A 16,759-nucleotide genomic window follows, 5' to 3' on the forward strand; every position below is an offset into this window, starting at 1 on the left:
AGGCGTGGCTGATGACGGCTCCTTGGGGGTTGGCGTTGTCTCCGGCAACAAGCGGATGACCCGCGTGCTCCACCCGAGGGTCCCAGTGCCGGGAGATCTGCCGGCTAAGAGCCCAATCGTCGGCAAATATGGAGCAGGTGCCCGCACCCGAAGAGGGGATGTTTCCGGCCAATGGGCCGGGAACATCCCCTCTTCGTCGGTTGCTGGCCCCATCAGGGCCAGCAACCTGGGACCTAGAACCTGTCGCGGACGTGGCGTTCCCGTCCATAGAGGGAGACCACGGCCAGGATGATGATCCCGAAGATGATCCGGCTCTGTGCCTCGGAGAGTCCGTTGCTCACGATGATCGTGGACAGCAGGGTGAGGGTGAGTGCGCCCAGCAGTGTTCGGGTGTAGCTGCCGCGGATCGAGCCGAAGATCGTGCCGCCGACCAGGACGGCGGCCAGGCCCGAGAACAAGTAGGGTTCCCCGATGGTTTGCGACCAGCCCGATCCGTAGGAGGCGATGAAGATGCCGGCGACCCCGGCCAGGGCTCCGGAGGCGGCAAAGACCAGGGTCCACACGAAGGAGGTGCGGATCCTCGTCAACCTGGCGGCCCTGAAATTGACTCCCGTTGCGTGGAAGCGGCGTCCGGCCGCGGTGCGATTCAGGAAGATCCACATGCCCACCCCGCACAGCAGCACGATCAAGATGATCGGCGGGAACTGCAGGCCGAAGGTGGTTCCGCGCAGGCTGGCGAGGGAGCGCAGCGCCTGCGGAGGTGCGGAGGAGTAGTCGCCGTCGGCAAGGAAGAGTGTTGCCCCGGTGATGGCGGCTCCCGTGCCCAGCGTGACGACCAGCGGCTGGACCGCGAAGCGGTGGCAAATCCAGCCGATCGCCGCGCCGATGCCGCCGCAGGCAACGATGGTGATCAGCACCGCCACGAGCGCCGGGACGCCGAGCTTGCCGGCGACGTTTGTTGCCATGAAGGCACCGAAGAGGATGTAGCCAGGCGCGGCCAGATCCAGACCGCCCAGGATCACCACGAGCGTCTGTCCCATGGCGGCAAGGGCCAGCAGTGAGGTGATGACCAAGATCGAGGTGACCGACCTGGGATTGGCGATGGCAGGGATGGCGATGACCAGCCAGGTCGCCAGGGCCACGACGACCAGCACCTGCAGGACCGGTGCCTCGAAGATCCATGCCTTGAACTTGGTCCAGCTGCGGCGGGTCCTGACCCGGGGCGCGGGTGCGGGGGAAAGGGTGTCACTGGTCATGATGCGTTCCTCTTCAAACGGGGGGCCAGCAGCGTCGCGCCCAGCACGACGCCAAGGACAAGGACGGAGCCGTAGGCGAATTGGATGAGGCTCGGTGCCACGCCCGAGGCCGTGAGCAATTGCTGCAGCAGGTAGATGGACAGGGCTCCGAAGAGCGCACCCAACAGTCCGCCGCGGCCGCCGGCCAGGGAAGTCCCACCCAGCACGGCGGCGGCGAGTCCCAGCAGGGCGTACGTGGTGGCCAGCGATGACTGGGAGGACTGCACAATGGCGGTCAGCGCAATGCCGGCGATCCCGGCAAACAAGCCACCGAGGGTATAGGCCAGGATCCGGATCACCTTGACGTTGACCCCGGAACCGTAGGCGGAGACGTCGCTCTCGCCGGTTGCGAGCAGGTTGCTGACAAAGGCGGTGCGGCGCAGGCCAAACCAGATGAGTCCCGCGGCGCCGATGGTCACCAGGGCGCCGGGGAGAATGCCGATGCCGCCGGCGAAGACCTCGGTCCAGTTGTCCGGCGCGGCCAACGGGTTCTGGGCGATGGTCAGGGACAGCCCCACGAGCAGGAACAACATTCCGGTGGTGGCCACCACCGGGTGCAGGCGCACCACGGCGACCAGGACACCGTTCAGGGCACCGATCCCGGCGGCAACCACCAGGATGATGGGAGCGGCCAACTGCCAGTCGCCCAGCCCCGCGGGAATGAGGATGGCGACGAAGAAGCAGTTGATGAACGTGGCCAGCGGGCCGACCGAAATGTCGATGCCGCCGGCGAGGATCGAAGGTGTGGAGGCGAATCCCACCAGCACGAAGGGCGCCAGCGTGGCCAGGGTGCCGGGCAGGCGCGCGGGGGAGAGGAAGGATGGCGAGACGAAAAGGTTGAGCACCAGCAGGACAAGCGCCAGCAGCAAGGCAAAGGCGAAGGGCCAGCGCTGGAACAGGGTCAGGACGCGGTTCATGTGAGGACCTCTGATTTCTGGCCGAAGTAGGCGGCGACGATGGATTCCGTGGAAAGTTCCGCATGGGGGATCTCGGCAAACACCGACTGGTCGCGGAAGACCAGGACGCGGTCGGCGAGGTCGACGAGCTCGTCGACCTCGCTGGAGAGAACCACGATGCTCATGCCCGTGGAGCTGAGCCGGTCCAGGATCGCGTAGATCTCCCGCTTGGTCCCGATGTCCACCCCGCGGGTGGGGTCGTTGAGCAGCAGGACCTTCGGGTCGGTGGCGAGCCAGCGGGCCAGCAGCACCTTCTGCTGGTTGCCGCCGGACAGGGTGGAGATGGCATCGTGGGGGGTGCCGAAGCGCAGGGACAGCAAGTGGGCGAAGGCGTCGAACGTCCGGCTGATGCTGCCGGTGTCCAGCAGCCCGCCACGGCGGTGCTTGTCCAGCGTCGGGAGCGCGAAGTTCTCGCGGATCGACATGGATTCGAACAATGACTCGCCGCGGCGCTCGCGCGGCAGGTAGGCAACGCCCAGGGCGTCCCCGTTCCGCGCGGTGAGTTGTGCGGGGCCCGCGGGAAGCAGGCGCTCCACGCTGCCGGGGCCGGTTGCCACGCCGGCCAGGCGCTTGATGAACTGGTCCTGCCCGTGGCCCTCGAGCCCGGCGAGGCCCACGACCTCGCCGGCGCGCAGCTCGAAGGAGATGGGTGTCGTCTCCGCTGCCAGTCGCAACTCCGATCCCTGGAGGATCCTTTCCCCGGGCTCGTGGGGTTGCCGCCGGGTCCCGGCGTGGCCGGCGTTTCCGGTCATGTCCGAGATCAATCCGTTGATCGACAGCTCCGCGCGCTCCACGGTGGAGACGGTGCGACCCGAGCGCAGGACGGTGACCCGGTCCGAGATCTCGGCGACCTCGTCCATGCGGTGGGAGATGAACAGGATGGCCGTTCCCTCGGCCGCCAGCCGGCGCATCTGGACAAAGAGCCGGTCGCGGGACTGGACGTCCAGCGAGGCCGTGGACTCGTCGAGGATCAGCACCTTGGGCTTGCGGACCAGGGCGCGGGCAATGCACACCGCTTGCCGTTCGGAGAGCGAGAGCTGCCCGGCGGGCAGGTCCAGCGGAATCTCGCCGGCAATGCTTGCCAGGACCTCGCCGGCGATGGCGCGCTGCTCGGCGCGGCCCAATCGGCGACGGAATGTCCCGTGGGATCCGAGCCAGACGTTCTCGAGAACCGATTGGCTCCCGGCGGTGAGGACTTCCTGGAACACCGTCGCAATCCCCAGGTCCATGGCGGCGCGGGGAGATTGGCTGGTGGCGAGAACTCCGTCCAGGGTGAGCGTGCCGGAATCCGGGCGGTGGACCCCTCCCATGATCTTCACGAGCGTGCTCTTCCCGGAGCCGTTTTCGCCCAGCAACGTGTGGATCTCGCCGGGCCGCAGATGCAGGTCCCCGTCGATGAGGGCACGGGTGGCGCCGAAGCGTTTGCTCACCCCGGCGAGCACCAGGCCGAGTGGTTGGTTGTTCACGGCAGATCTCCTTGCATGGACAAAAACGTGTCACGGGTCATATTCGAAACTAGACGAATCGTACCGCATGTGGCACTCTAATTCCATACGGTACGAACCGTTTCACTCGGCAAGGAGATAGACCATGAAGAAGAGCTCCTCTTTCCCACGCTCCACCACGTTCGGCGCCGCGATCCTGGGGATCGGCGCCCTCGTCCTCAGCGGCTGCGCGGCATCGGCACCGGCGGAGCCTGCGGCCTCCGGCGCGGCGGCCCCCGTGCAGGCCTCGGCGGCCGCGGGGACCTGCGGGTCCGTGCCCACCGGCACGGCAAAGGATCCGAACGGCCTGCTGGCCGGGTTCCCCCAGGAAATCGCCGCGGGCTACGACCTCTACCCCTACGAGGTCAAGAAGTCGGCATGGGCCGACTACAAGTCGAAGAAGACCGATGGTTTCACCGCCGCCATCGTGGGCATGCCGCCGGCCAGCCCCTTCATCGCCTCCATGTCGGAGTCGATCCGCAAGACCCTGAAGGCCGAGGGCGTCGAGATCGTCGGCGAATTTGCCCCGGATGATCCGTCAAACGTTCCGCTGCAGCTCCAGCAGTTCAACGAGGCGCTCTCGCTCAAGCCCGACGTGATCATCTACACCGCCATCGCCCCGGAGCCTTCCGTGGACCTGGCCAAGGCCGCCCATGCAGCCGGCATCCCGCTGGTGGCCGCGCAGGTGCCGATCGATTCCGAATACGCCGTGAGCGTCACCCGCAACACCCCGCTCGCCATCGCCCAGGTCACCGCCGGAACCGTCGGGGCCATCGGGGGCAAGGGCAACGTCCTGCGCGTGGACGGCATCCCGGGCATCCCGGTCTCCACCTTCGCAACCCTGGGCATCGACGCCGTCCTGGAAAACTGCCCGGACATCAAGGTCGCGGGGTCGGTCACCGGATTCTTCCAGCCGGCCACGGCCCAGGCCGAGGTCCAGAAGTTCCTCGCCACCAACCCGGCCGGCGTCGACGCCGTGCTGCAGGCCGGAACCATGGGCGTGGGCATCCGCAACGCCTTCGAGGAATCGGGCATGGAAGTGCCGCCGATTGCGGACGACGGGTCCAGCCACGGGTTCTCCTCCTGGGCACTGGCCAATCCCGCCTACCCGTACTTCGGCACCACGACCCCGTCGGTGCGCACCGGCGAGGCAGTGGTCGATGTTGCCCTGCGCATCCTCAAGGGAGAGGGGCCGAAGATCAACCAGATCGTTGAGCCTTCCGTCATTGTCAACCGGGAGAACCTCGCCGATATCGCCGACCCCGCCTGGGATGTCAGTGACTTGACCGACCTGGCCGGAGAGCCGGATGACTACCTGCCCACCGAGCGCCTCAACGAGTTCTTCGCGAACCCGGGCAAGTAGCGATGGCGCGAACCGTGAGCTCCGTGGACGGATCTGGCACCGGGGCGGCCGATAGCTCCACATCCGAGCGCCTGACGCCGAGACACTGGCTTTACTTCAGCCTGATCGCGCTTGTCCTGCTCTGTGATGGCATGGACGTAACTATCGTCAGCCATGTCTTTCCCACGTTGATCAAGAGCTGGGGAGTTTCCGTCGGCGGCGGCATCGCCTTTGTGGTCGCCGTCGGATTCCTGGCCATGGGACTTGGCGCCGTGGTTGCAGGTGGCCTGTCCGATAGGTGGGGGCGCAAATCCGTCCTTATCGGCAGCGTTCTCGTCTTCGGCGGGGCCACCGCACTGGGCGGAACCTCGGGTGACTTCACTGCATTCGCCGTCTGGCGGATCCTGGCATGCCTGGGAATGGGCGCAGCAATGGCCTCCGGAAACACCCTGTTGGCGGACCTTATCCCCGAGCGTAGGCGCGCGGCACTGATCGCGACTGCCTACGCCGGGGTGGGTCTGGGGACAACTGTTGGCGCAGTCTTGGCCGGCACCTTGCTCCCGACCTCGGGGTGGCGCATGCTCCTGGTGGTCGGAGGCCTGATCCCGTTGGTGGTGATCGCGGCACTTGCTGCCGTGGTCCCCGAGTCCCCAGCCTTTCTCTCGGCCAAGCGCGGAGCCGGTCGCGGCGGGGCTAAGGCCGCTCGCGGACCAGGGGTTCGACCTTCGGGCTCCGAGGTGTCAATGGGAACCATCATGGCCCGCCCGCTGGCCCCCACGACTATCCTGATTTGGCTTTTCGGATTCTTCTCCTTGGGAACTCAACTGCTGATCGCTCAGTACCTGCCGACCTTGCTGCAACTTCCGGTGCCAGGACTCAGTACCGTCCAAAGCAGCGCGATCGTCGGCGTCTACGGATTGGCGAGTGTCTTGGGAGGGGTGGTGCTTGGCGCGATTCTGGCCCGGGTGTCACGTTTCCTGATCATCGGAATTGTCCTCGGGTTGGCTGCCGTGATGTCGGTGGTGGTTTACGTCCTACCCAATCCGAGTTTCAGTTCATTGATCGTCGTATTGGGGATCACCGGGTTTATTCTGCCCACCGCCTTCGGTCCCACGCGCAGCGTTCTGGCAGCCATGGCCTACCCGGCCAGCATGCGCGGTGCAGGGATCGGTGTGACGGAATTCGGAGGACGGCTGGGGGCGGCCGCCGGTGGCGTTGCCGGTGGCACGCTCATCGCTGCCGGAATGGGACTCTCGGGTATTTTCCTGGTTCTGCTATTGCCGATCGGTGTGCTCCTTGTTTCGTTGAACGGGCTTCGCGCGCAATCACTCAGAACCACGGAGTCGGTGGAAACGAAGGTCGATCCAACTGAATCTCTACCTACGAGCACCGCCGCCGCACGCGAGACCGTCATGGAGTAGTGGCATCGGATTCCCGTGGCCAACGAACAGTTACCGGGACGAACACGGGACATGAATCGCAGCCGAGGGCCCCTTCACTGGTGGATGTTAATAGACAACCACCGGCGAAGGGGCCCATTTGTTGGTGGTGCGATGAACGCAGGGCCATCACCCATGCCGAGGGGCACGGCGTGCCGCTGCACGAGAGCCGCCTGTCCTGCAGTCACCGTCGGTCTGCCCGTCGGCCGACCATTCTCGGGGTCGATGAATGATCTGTCCCCGACGGTCTTCGAACGGTTTAGGGATAGGTTTCCCGTTGCCCGCCGGGTCGATATCCAGGGATCCGGGTGCTCCATCTTCTCCAGCACAGGGTGCAACAGACAACGAAGCCCCTTGGAACACCGGACCAGGAATCAGGTTCGGTGTTCCAAGGGGCTTTGCCCTGCCGGCGTGCGGCCGGGCAGTGCTTAGGCGCTCACGCGTCCGCGCAGGAACTCGGAGTCGGGGGAGTCGGTGACCGGCAGGCCGGAGGCCTCCAGGCTGGCGCGCAGCTGCTTCATGAAGCGGTCCGGAAGCCTGACTGCCGGCGGGCGCAGGGCGCCGCCGTTGAATCCGGAGAGCCACTCCTGGTACTTCCACTGCGTGCGGTTGATGGAGCTGGTCCCGGGGGTGGAGGTGGACGACACCGCAATGTTGGCGGCCCGTGCCGGCTGGACCTCCCAGTAGCGCGTCATGGCTTCTTCCCACTTGCCGGTGCGCGCCAGTTCAAAGGCCTTGGGGTAGTAGTCGCCCATCCAGTTGGTGTTGGCGGTGCCGGAGAACTGGACGTCCAGGACCGACATGAGGGGGATGATTTCGGCCTCGATGGGGCAGGAGATCACCACCTCGTCGCGGAAGTGGTGGTACATCTCCATGACACCCGGGATGCCCGGGTAACCCTGCTCTGCCTTGATGGCGACGATGCTCGGCATCGCATCCAGCACGCGGCGCACGAACTCCACGCTCATGCCGGCGGGATGGATGCGCTCGAACCCCCAGGCCGGCAGCGGGAACAGCATGGTGGCCAGGTCGGTTTCGTCGGTGAAGCGCTTGGTGTAGTCGAAGACCTCGTCGTAGGAGGTCGGCCAGAAAGATGAAGGGTAGGCCAGCAGGGCGCGGTCGGCGCCGGCCTCGGTGGCCAGGTTTGCCGCGTGGATGTTCTCTTCCAGGGTGCCGAAGATGGCGTGGAAGAAGAGTGCAAAGTCCGGTCCCGCCGCCTCGCGGGCGACGGCCGTGATCCGGGCGTTCTCCTCCGGAGTGACATTCGCTTCGGCGATGATCAGGGAACCGGCGTAGCCACGCTCCTTGAGCAGGAGGATGTCGTGGCGGATCGCGTTCTCGTTGATGCCCGAGAAATCAGCAGTGAACGACGGGTGTGTCACCGCGACGGTGCCGGTGAAGTTTTCCCGGGCCCAGGCGCGGGCCTCGGATTTGGTGTATTCCACCATGGTGTTCTCCTTTGTTGTCTGTGAGGTGTTATTTGCGGCTGGTGACGATGCCGACGGGCAGGACGGTGCCGATGCCCTCGGCGCGGGCGCGGTCCACGAGCATTTCGGCGACCACGATGTCCTGCAGGCCGGAACCGGTTGACTTGTAGATCCTGATCCCGTGCGCCGGATCGATCTCGGTTTCACCGGACAGGACGGCATTGAGCGTGACGACGATCGAATCGACATCGACGCCGTGGGCGCGGGCAGCGATCATGTCCCCGCTGTCGTGCACGACCTCGTCGCGGGAATCCACGATGACCACCGCGGCGCGGGCGATGAGTTCGGCCGGCAGCTCGCGCTGGGCGGCCGTCGTGGAACCGATCGAGACCACGGCGGTGTTGCCGCCAACCCATTCGGCCTGCAGGGTCGGGGATTCATCGCGCGAGCGCGCGGCGCACAGGATGAGGTCAGCTCCTTGGGCGGCTTCGCGGGCCGAGTCGACGGCCCGCGCGGGAGCACCGAAGGTGCCGTCGAATTCGACGGCAAAGGACTCGCGGTTGGCGGGGGTCGGGCTGAACACGCGAATTTCCGCGAACTCCAGTACGTGGGAAAAGGCCGTCAGGTGGGACCTTGCCTCGAAGCCGGAACCGATCACGCCGACGACCAGCGGCCGTTGCGGCACGATCGTGGAGGTGCCCACCGCGGTGGTCGCTGCGGTGCGCAGGCCGGTGACGCGGTTTCCGTCCACCAGCGCCACCAGGTCGGCGGTGTCCTTGTCGAAGAGTGATATCAGGTAGCTGACACGCAGCCCGTCGGCGAAGGAGCCGGCGATCGACTTGGCGCCGAACAGCTGTCCGCTGGGCGGCACCGAGGGCATGATCCGCAACCATTCGCGCGGTGTCTTGGCGAAGATCCGCCCGGGGGTTCCTGCCTCGTCGCCGGGAGCCTTGTATGCGCTGCGAATGGCCTCGATCGCACCGGACCAGTCGGAAAGGCTGGCCACATCGGCGTCGGTGAGAAAGAGCGGAAGGGTCTGCGGTAGCTCGCCATTGGTGCTCACTGGCACTCCTTGGAGGTCGGGCAGCCGGTCCGTGGGCTGCTGGCGTGTTCGGATAATGGATTCGGAAACCAAAATGATATCCGATACGAATCGTATCCTATATAGTCGTGACAGAGAACACGTCTGAAGAAAAGGATCCCACCCATGGCCATCGCAACCGTCAACCCGACCACCGGTTCGACCGAAATGATCATCGAACCGCATTCGGCCCAAGAGGTCCAGGACCGCATCGCCGAAGCCGCCGAAGCGGCGCGCGTGCTGCGCGGCACCACCTTTGCCCAGCGCGCGGCATGGATGCTGGCCACGGCCGACCTGCTGGAGGACCAGGCCGCGGGCCTGGGTGAATTGATCACCGTCGAGATGGGCAAGCCGATCGCGCAATCGGTCGCCGAGGTGCACAAATGCGTCAAGTCCATGCGCTTCTACGCGGCGCATTCCGAGGAATTCCTGGCCGACGCCCCGCTGTCGGATCCCTCGAGTGTCGGCGCCAGCCGCGCGTGGACCCGCTGGGAACCGCTGGGCACCGTGCTGGCGGTCATGCCGTGGAACTACCCGCTCTGGCAGGTCATCCGCTTTGCCGCCCCGGCTCTCATGGCCGGCAACTCCGGCCTGCTGAAGCATGCCTCGAACGTGCCCCAGGCCGCACTCTTCCTTGACACGCTCTTTGAGCAGGGAGGATTCCCGGCGGGCTCCTTCCGCACCCTGCTGATCGGCGGCGCCGAGGTCGGTGCCGTGCTGGCGGACGCCCGGGTCAAGGCCGTCACCTTGACGGGTTCCGAGCCGGCCGGGCGCTCGGTGGCCTCGATCGCCGCTGACCACGTGAAGAAGTCGGTGCTGGAACTCGGCGGGTCCGATCCGTTCCTTGTCATGCCCTCGGCGGATGTCGCCGCCGCTGCCGCGACGGCCGTCCGCGCGCGGATCAGCAACAACGGACAGTCCTGCATCGCCGGCAAGCGTTTCATCGTGCACACCGAGGTCTATGACGCCTTTGCCGCCGCGTTCGCCAAGCTCATGTCGGAGCTCGTGGTCGGTGACCCGCTGGACCCCGCGACCCAGGTGGGGCCGCTGGCCACCGCCTCCGGGCGCGAGGACCTGGTCGAGCTCGTCGAAGACGCCCGCGCCCTGGGTGCGCAGGTGTTGACCGGCGGAACGATTCCGGAGGGCCCCGGGTTCTTCTATGCCCCCACGGTGCTTGCCGGTCTCACCGACCGGATGCGCATCGTTCAGGAGGAGACCTTTGGCCCCGTTGCCTCGCTCTACCGCGCGGCGGACCGCGAGGACGCCCTGCGCATCGCCAACCAGACCACCTTTGGCCTGTCCAGCTCGGTCTGGACCAACGACGCCGAGGAAGAGGAGTGGTTCATGGCCAACCTCGATGCCGGCGCGGTGTTCATCAACGGCATGACCGTCTCCTACCAGGAGCTGCCCTTCGGCGGCATCAAGCGCTCCGGTTTCGGGCGCGAGCTCGCCGCCGACGGCATCCGGGAGTTCTGCAACCTCAAGACCGTATGGAAGGCCTGAGCCACGCGGCCTGGCGTGCAACCGGGCCGGTCCCGGCCCCCTTGTGTGGCCGGGTGACGGGTGTTACATTTATTCGAAACGATACGTACTGAATATGAAGGAGCGAGATGGCAAACGTCATTGATGTTGACGTCGTGGTGGTCGGAGGAGGCCCCGTGGGCGTCACCGCCCTGGCACTGCTGGGACGCGCCGGCCTGAGTGCCGTGGGCGTGGAACGCGAAATCCAGGCCTGGCCCACCGCACGCGCCGTGCACTTCGACGGCGAAACGTTCCGCACCCTCCAGTCCCTCGGGGTGGCAGAGCGCTTCGCCGAGGCCACGTTGCCCATGGCCTCGATGCACATCGAGAACGAGGAGCGTGAGGTCCTGATTTCCGTGCCGACCGGCCGGCTGGGAGCCCAAGGCTGGCACGACGACCTGACCTTCCACCAGCCGGACATCGAGCTGCTGCTGCAGGAGGTCGTCGAGGAACTTCCCGGGGTCGAGCTGCGCCGCGGCGTCACCGTCCTCTCGGTGCGCAATGTCGGGGAAGGCGTGGAGGTCGCGGTGCAAAACGCGGACGGCGAGGAATCCCTCATCCGCGCCCGGTGGGCCATCGCCGCGGACGGCGCCCGCTCGCAGAGCCGCAAGGCATTGAACATCGAGACCGAAAAGCTGGGCGAGGATGCCCAGTGGTTGGTCGCGGACGGCATCCTTGAAGGCGACTCCGGCCTGTCTTCCGACATGATCTTCCTGGGCCACCACACCCGGCCCTCCCTCTGGATCCGGCTCCCCGGCAAGCGCGTGCGGATGGAATTCATGGTGATGCCGGGGGACGACCTCGAGGAACTTGCGACTCCGGCGGGCGTTGCCCGCATCAGCCACGGCGTGCTGCCGGTGGACAAGTTCACCGCCGACCGGCTGGCGGTCTACACCTTCCGGGGACGGATTTCCCTGCAGTGGCGCGCGGGAAACATCTTCCTGGCCGGAGATGCAGCACACCAGGCCCCGCCGCTCTTTGGCCAGGGCCTGTGCGCCGGGATGCGCGATGTGGCCAACCTGGTCTGGAAGCTCGACGCCGTCAAGCGCGGCGCCGCGGATGACAGCCTGCTGGACACCTATGAGTCCGAGCGCCTGCCGCATGCACGGTTCTGGGTCGAGCAGGCAACCAATGCCGCGGGCTTCCTGCAAACCACCGAGGCCGAGGTCGCAAAGCAGCGCGACGCCTTCATCCGGGCGAACCCCGCGGCGTCGGCGCCCGTTGCGCCACCGCTCGGGCCGGGCCTGCACGAGGGCGACACCGACGAACGAGCCGGCCGGCTCGGCATGCAGCCGATCCTCGCCGACGGGGTGCGCCTGGATGACATGGTCGGTTCCCGCTTCCTGGTGGCAACCACCCGCGAGCTCTATGCCGCGGTTCCGGCCGCGCTGCGCAACCGGCTCGAGGAGAACGACGACGTCGTGGTCCTCTTCGACCCGGCCAAGGTTGACCAGATCCTTCAGGCCGCCGGCGCCAAGATCGTCGTGGTGCGCCCGGACCGCTACATCCTGGGCCTGGGGGACACCCCCGAGGCCTTCGAACGCCTCATCGGGAGCATCCCGCGGGTCGGCCGCGACGTGCCGGCACACCTCTAGACACCCCACCCCCCCCGCGTCCCACGGACGGAACACAGGAGACCATCATGGCATTCAGCCCGATCACCCACCTGAGGCACTTCGACATCGCGGTGCCCGACTACCAAAAACAGGTCGACTTCTACAAGAACCACTGGGGCCTGACCGAAATGGAGAACGACGGCGGGGTCACCTACTTCGCCGCCGAGGGCTCCCCGGAACAGTACTCGGTACGCGTGCGCAAGGCCGACGAGAAGCGCCTGGACATGGTCGCCTTCGGCGCCGCCGACAAGGCCGCGGTGGACCAGCTGGCCTCGGACCTCATCGCCAAGGGCGTGAAGCTCATCGGCGAACCCGATGACGTCAAGACCCTCGGCGGGGGCTACGGTTTCCGCTTCTTCGACCTGGAGGGACGCACCATCGAGGTCTCCTCCGACGTCGAGGTGCGCAAGCACCGCAAGATCGAGGAACGCGAAGCCATCCCGGTGCGACTTTCCCACGTGGTGCTCAACTCCCCGGAACCGGAAAAGATGCGCGCCTGGTACGAACAGCACCTGGGCTTCCGCCTTTCGGACACCCTGAACCACCCGCACATGGGCGACCTCTTCTACTTCATGCGCTGCAATACGCAACACCACTCCATCGCTATCGCCCGCGGCCCGCACGCCTCGCTGCAGCACGCGTCCTTCGAGCTGCGCGGCATCGACGAATACATGCGCGGCAGCGGCAAGCTGCTGCGTTCGGGATTCAAGAAGATCTGGGGCCCGGGACGGCACAGCGCCGGGGACAACACCTTCACCTACTTCCACGACCCCAACGGCAACACCATGGAATACACCACCGAACTGGACTCGATCGACGAGGACACCTGGCACCCCAGCATCTATGACACCAATGACCCGATGACCTCCGACCAGTGGGGCACCGGCGGGGACATGGACGAATTCATCGCCCGCGAAATGTTCAACGACAAGGACAAGGGACTGTTCGTCCCGCCACCGGTATGACGGCATCCGAGAAGGCCGATGGAGGAACCATGGAAGAAACACAGCTGAACGGATTCGCGCTGGGCACCTTCGAGGACGCCGGGGAGCAATTTCCCGGGGCCGTCTTCGGGGACGTCGTGGTTGACCTGCGCACGGTGCTGCCGGGCATCACCCGGATTTCGGACTTGTTCGCCGACTGGGATGCGCACCTGGATACGCTCGGATCCCTGGACCGGGCCGCCGCCGGTGCACGCCCGCTGGCGGGGCTGAAGGTGCTGCCCCCGGTGCAGCCGGTGGGCACGATCATCGCCGCCGGGGCGAACTACCGCGAGCACGTCATCCAGATGAGCGTGGCCCACCAGCTCGGTGCCGAAGGCGCGGATGCGCAGCAACTGGCCACCGACGCCGCGGCCGAAATCGACGAGCGCGGCCGCACGGGGGACCCGTATGTCTGGACCGGGATCCCCTCGGCCGTCTGCGGCGCGTACGACGAGGTGCAATTGCCGGATGTCGGCGGCAGCGTCGACTGGGAGTTGGAGCTGGGCGTGGTCATTGGCCGCAGGGCGCACCGGGTCGCGGCCGCGGACGCCTTCGACCATGTGGCCGGGTACACCATCGTCAACGATGTCACCTCGCGGGCGCTCGTGCCGCGCAATGACATCGCGATGATGGGCACCGACTGGTTCCGCGCGAAGAACCAGCCGACGTTTTTCCCCACCGGCCCCTACGTGGTGCCCAAGAAGTTTGTGCCGGACCCGGCGAAGTTGCGGATCCGCCTGAGCCTCAACGGCAAGCTCATGCAGGATGCGCTGGCCGACGACCTGCTCTTCGACATCCCGAGCCTGATCGCCTACGCATCCTCTGTCGCAGTGCTGCAGCCCGGGGACGTGTTGATCACCGGTTCGCCGGCGGGCAACGGTTCGCATTGGGGCCGTTTCCTCCAGGATGGCGACGTGATGGAGGCGGAGATCTCCGGTCTCGGCACCCAGCGCTCGGTCGTCCGAGGGCCTTCCGGGCAGTTGCCTCCCTGGTACGTGGATCGCCCTGCCGCCGTCGCAGCTGCAGGTGGGGCCGCCTCGTGAGCCTGCGCCAAAGCCACTTCGTGCCGCCGGTGTCCTATCTGCTGGCGGCCGAGCTGGGATTCCTGCGCTCCGTCGAGGTGGTGCCAACCCGCACCACCTCGAGCGCCGAGCAGCTGCGGGTCTTGCTTGCCGGGGAACAAGACATGGTCGTCACAGCGATCGACAACCTGTTCGAATGGGCCCGGGCCGGGACCGACCTGCGCCTGGTGGCGCAGATCGAGGCAACCACGCCGCTGGGCATCCATGCCGGTCCACACGTGGGATCCATCGCGGACCTGGCCGGGTGCCGGTTCGCGGTGGATGCCCCCGACAACGGATTCGCGCTCATCGCCAAGCGGCTGCTGCGGGACGCCGGCGTCGAGGTCGATTTTGTGGTGGTCGGTGGCGTGCGCGAACGCCTGGATGCGCTGCTGGACGGACATGCGGACGCGACCCTGCTCGGGCCGCCGTTCAACAAGCTGGCCGAGCAGGCAGGGTTCACGCGTATTGTCGATGTCAATGCGCTGCTGCCGGATCTCCCGGGCCAGGGACTGGTGGTCCGTGCCGAGGTCTTGGAATGCGAGGAGCTGGAACGCTACCTGGGCGCCCTGGTGCGCGGGATTCAGGCGGGGGATTCGATGGCCGACTCCGAAGGCATCGAGTTGCTGGAACGCTGCGGCTACCAGGGAGCGGCAGCGAGTGCCTGGGAGACACGCGCCCGCACGCTTGCGGTGGGGAATCGCGGACTGGGGCTGCTCACCGAGATCCGTCAAAGCCTGGACATGCTTCCGGCGGGCATCACCTTGGAAGGGCTCTGCGACACTGAACCACTGCGGCGTGCCACCCGCTCCGCGACTGTCGGTACCTGAGAGTACGGGCTGGGTATTGGCGATTCGTCGTCAGGCTACAAGGCATGGGTCCGGGTCGAATTATTTGTCCCGGACCCGTGCCTTTCCTGTTTCTGTTCCCCTGTCTTGCTGCCCTGCCTACGCCAGGGCGTTGAGGAGGGATTTCGCGGCGGCCTTGAGTGTGAATCCCTCTGCTTCGGCCTCCTGGCGGGAGAGGCGGGCGGAACCGGCCAGCAGCTTGCGGGCGGCCATGTGGTCTGCCGGCAGGTTTACCGACTCGACCGCGGCTAGGATCCCGTCGGGGAAGCACAACACGGAGAACTTCGCGGCCGCCGGATCGCCCAGCACGAGCGTGTCGTCCTCGGGGCGCGCCAGCCCCGCCATCTGCAGACGGTACGGGCCCTGGGTTGACCAGAACCACGGCAGATCCGCATACGGGTTTGCTTCCGCTTGCCCGCCCGCCGCTGCCATGATGGTGCGCGCGGCGTGGCGTGCCTGGTCGGTGGCGTTCTGCACCGATTCGAGGCGGATGTGGCCCCCGGCGCGCGGATGGGGGAAGTTCGCGCAGTCCCCGACCGCCAGGATGCCGGGGTCCGAGGTGCGCAGCTGCGCATCAACAAGGATGCCGTTCTCGGTTTCCAACCCGGCTTCGATCGCCAGGATGTCGTTCGGCAGCACGCCGATGCCCACCACGACGAGGTTGGCCGGGTAGCTCGCCCCGGTGGTGGACACTGCAGTGGCAACTCGGCCGTGCTCCCCGGCCTCGAACCTGTCGATGCCCTCGGATAGCCTCAAATCGATGCCAAGGTGTTCGTGGGCGCCGGCGAACCAGTCGCCCATCAACGGGGTCAATGCCCGGCACATGGGACGGGGCGCGAATTCCAGGACCGTGGTGTTGCATCCGTGGGCGCGGGCGGCTGCGGCAAATTCGAGGCCGATGAACCCGGCACCGATGACCACGACGTTCCTGGCGGTTGGCAATGCCGCGTGTAGCGTCTGCGCGTCGGCGAGGGTGCGCAGCGAATGGATGCCGGGCAACTCGGCACCGGAACAGCCCAAGGTGCGGTTGCGGGTGCCGGTGGCCAGGATCAGACGCTCATAGGGCAACATCGTTCCGTCCTCCAGGGACACGGTCCGGGCCGTGCGGTCGATGCCGGTGGCCGCTGCACCCGTCAGGAGGGTGATGTCCTTGTCGGTGAAGAAAGCCTCGCCGCGAAGCGGCAGCGGCAGTGCTTCCTTGCCCGGTGTCAGGTAGTCCTTGGACAGCGGCGGGCGCTGGTAGGGGAGTCCCGGCTCGTCGGCGACGACAGTGATTTCCCCTGTATATCCTTCGGTGCGCAGTGAATCCGCGCTTTGGAGCCCGGCCTGGCCGCCTCCGATGATGACGATGCCCATGTCCCCGCCCGCCTAGACCTGGTCCGCAGGGACGTCGACGACGATGGAGCCAAGCGTTGGGCCGACGGCAATCTGGCAGCCCAGGCGCGAGTTGTCGGTGCGCTCGGCCGTGGTGCAGTCAAGCATCTCGTCCTCGTCCTCCGCGATCTCGGGCAGGTTTTGCGCGTATTCGGGGCGGACGTAAATGTGGCAGGTGGCGCACATGGCCTGGCCGCCGCATTCACCGACGATTCCGTCGACTGAGTTGGATACCGCCGCACGCATCAGCGTGGTTCCGTCGGCGACCTCGAGGGTCTGTTCGGTCCCGTCGGGCTGGGCATAGGTAATGGTTGGCATGAGGGTTCCTCGTT

General features: G+C 66.5%; 14 protein-coding genes. 7 read left to right on the forward strand and 7 right to left on the reverse strand.

Annotated elements, in window-relative coordinates; translation table 11 throughout:
* Positions 1 to 233: 233 nt before the first annotated feature.
* From OIU93_RS04015 to OIU93_RS04025, 3 genes are read right to left on the reverse strand one after another with little or no spacing between them, the layout of a single operon-like run.
* Entirely contained in the window at positions 234 to 1,256 is a 1,023-nt protein-coding gene (locus tag OIU93_RS04015; protein WP_264268790.1) for an ABC transporter permease, read from the reverse strand.
* Positions 1,253 to 2,212, reverse strand: a complete 960-nt coding sequence (locus OIU93_RS04020) for an ABC transporter permease (protein WP_264268791.1) — start codon at positions 2,210 to 2,212, stop codon at positions 1,253 to 1,255. Before OIU93_RS04020 ends, OIU93_RS04015 begins: the two co-directional genes overlap by 4 nt.
* Positions 2,209 to 3,717, reverse strand: a complete 1,509-nt coding sequence (locus OIU93_RS04025; RefSeq protein ID WP_264268792.1) for a sugar ABC transporter ATP-binding protein — start codon at positions 3,715 to 3,717, stop codon at positions 2,209 to 2,211. The genes OIU93_RS04020 and OIU93_RS04025 overlap by 4 nt, the downstream gene beginning before the upstream one ends.
* A 124-nt stretch (positions 3,718 to 3,841) precedes the next feature.
* Between OIU93_RS04025 and OIU93_RS04030 the strand changes: the two genes are divergently transcribed.
* Both OIU93_RS04030 and OIU93_RS04035 read left to right on the forward strand, forming a co-directional pair.
* A complete protein-coding gene (locus tag OIU93_RS04030; protein ID WP_264268793.1) occupies positions 3,842 to 5,098 on the forward strand; it encodes a substrate-binding domain-containing protein in 1,257 nt (418 codons plus the stop codon).
* A 2-nt stretch (positions 5,099 to 5,100) separates the two neighbouring features.
* The gene (locus tag OIU93_RS04035) at positions 5,101 to 6,498 is read left to right on the forward strand and encodes an MFS transporter (RefSeq protein ID WP_264268794.1); all 1,398 of its coding nucleotides are present in this window, start codon (positions 5,101 to 5,103) and stop codon (positions 6,496 to 6,498) included.
* A gap of 446 nt (positions 6,499 to 6,944) precedes the next feature.
* Here the strand turns inward: OIU93_RS04035 and OIU93_RS04040 are convergent, their stop codons facing one another.
* Both OIU93_RS04040 and OIU93_RS04045 read right to left on the reverse strand, forming a co-directional pair.
* Positions 6,945 to 7,964 (reverse strand): dihydrodipicolinate synthase family protein, encoded by a 1,020-nt coding sequence (locus tag OIU93_RS04040; protein ID WP_264268795.1) that lies wholly within the window; start codon positions 7,962 to 7,964, stop codon positions 6,945 to 6,947.
* A gap of 28 nt (positions 7,965 to 7,992) precedes the next feature.
* The gene (locus OIU93_RS04045) at positions 7,993 to 9,006 is read right to left on the reverse strand and encodes an ornithine cyclodeaminase family protein (protein ID WP_264268796.1); all 1,014 of its coding nucleotides are present in this window, start codon (positions 9,004 to 9,006) and stop codon (positions 7,993 to 7,995) included.
* 144 nt (positions 9,007 to 9,150) lie between these two features.
* Here OIU93_RS04045 and OIU93_RS04050 point away from each other — a divergent pair, with 144 nt between their 5' ends.
* The 5 genes from OIU93_RS04050 to OIU93_RS04070 all read left to right on the forward strand — a co-directional run bounded on the left by OIU93_RS04050 (position 9,151) and on the right by OIU93_RS04070 (position 15,035).
* Positions 9,151 to 10,527 (forward strand): aldehyde dehydrogenase family protein, encoded by a 1,377-nt coding sequence (locus tag OIU93_RS04050; protein ID WP_264268797.1) that lies wholly within the window; start codon positions 9,151 to 9,153, stop codon positions 10,525 to 10,527.
* Positions 10,528 to 10,634: 107 nt separating this feature from the next.
* On the forward strand, positions 10,635 to 12,140 hold the full coding sequence (locus OIU93_RS04055; RefSeq protein WP_264268798.1) for a bifunctional 3-(3-hydroxy-phenyl)propionate/3-hydroxycinnamic acid hydroxylase: 1,506 nt from the start codon (positions 10,635 to 10,637) through the stop codon (positions 12,138 to 12,140).
* 47 nt (positions 12,141 to 12,187) lie between these two features.
* A complete protein-coding gene (locus tag OIU93_RS04060; RefSeq protein WP_264268799.1) occupies positions 12,188 to 13,126 on the forward strand; it encodes a VOC family protein in 939 nt (312 codons plus the stop codon).
* Between the two features lie 29 nt (positions 13,127 to 13,155).
* Positions 13,156 to 14,187: a fumarylacetoacetate hydrolase family protein gene (locus OIU93_RS04065; protein WP_264268800.1), complete on the forward strand. Its 1,032-nt coding sequence runs from the start codon at positions 13,156 to 13,158 to the stop codon at positions 14,185 to 14,187.
* Positions 14,184 to 15,035: an ABC transporter substrate-binding protein gene (locus OIU93_RS04070; RefSeq protein ID WP_264268801.1), complete on the forward strand. Its 852-nt coding sequence runs from the start codon at positions 14,184 to 14,186 to the stop codon at positions 15,033 to 15,035. The genes OIU93_RS04065 and OIU93_RS04070 overlap by 4 nt, the downstream gene beginning before the upstream one ends.
* Positions 15,036 to 15,152: 117 nt before the next feature.
* On the opposite strand, the gene OIU93_RS04075 is transcribed toward OIU93_RS04070, so the two are convergent.
* Both OIU93_RS04075 and OIU93_RS04080 read right to left on the reverse strand, forming a co-directional pair.
* A complete protein-coding gene (locus OIU93_RS04075; protein WP_264268802.1) occupies positions 15,153 to 16,409 on the reverse strand; it encodes an NAD(P)/FAD-dependent oxidoreductase in 1,257 nt (418 codons plus the stop codon).
* A 12-nt stretch (positions 16,410 to 16,421) separates the two neighbouring features.
* A complete protein-coding gene (locus OIU93_RS04080; RefSeq protein WP_264268803.1) occupies positions 16,422 to 16,745 on the reverse strand; it encodes a 2Fe-2S iron-sulfur cluster-binding protein in 324 nt (107 codons plus the stop codon).
* Positions 16,746 to 16,759 lie beyond the last annotated feature (14 nt).

The organism is Paeniglutamicibacter sp. ZC-3 (assembly GCF_025847175.2).
Classification (GTDB): Bacteria; Actinomycetota; Actinomycetes; order Actinomycetales; family Micrococcaceae; genus Paeniglutamicibacter; species Paeniglutamicibacter sulfureus.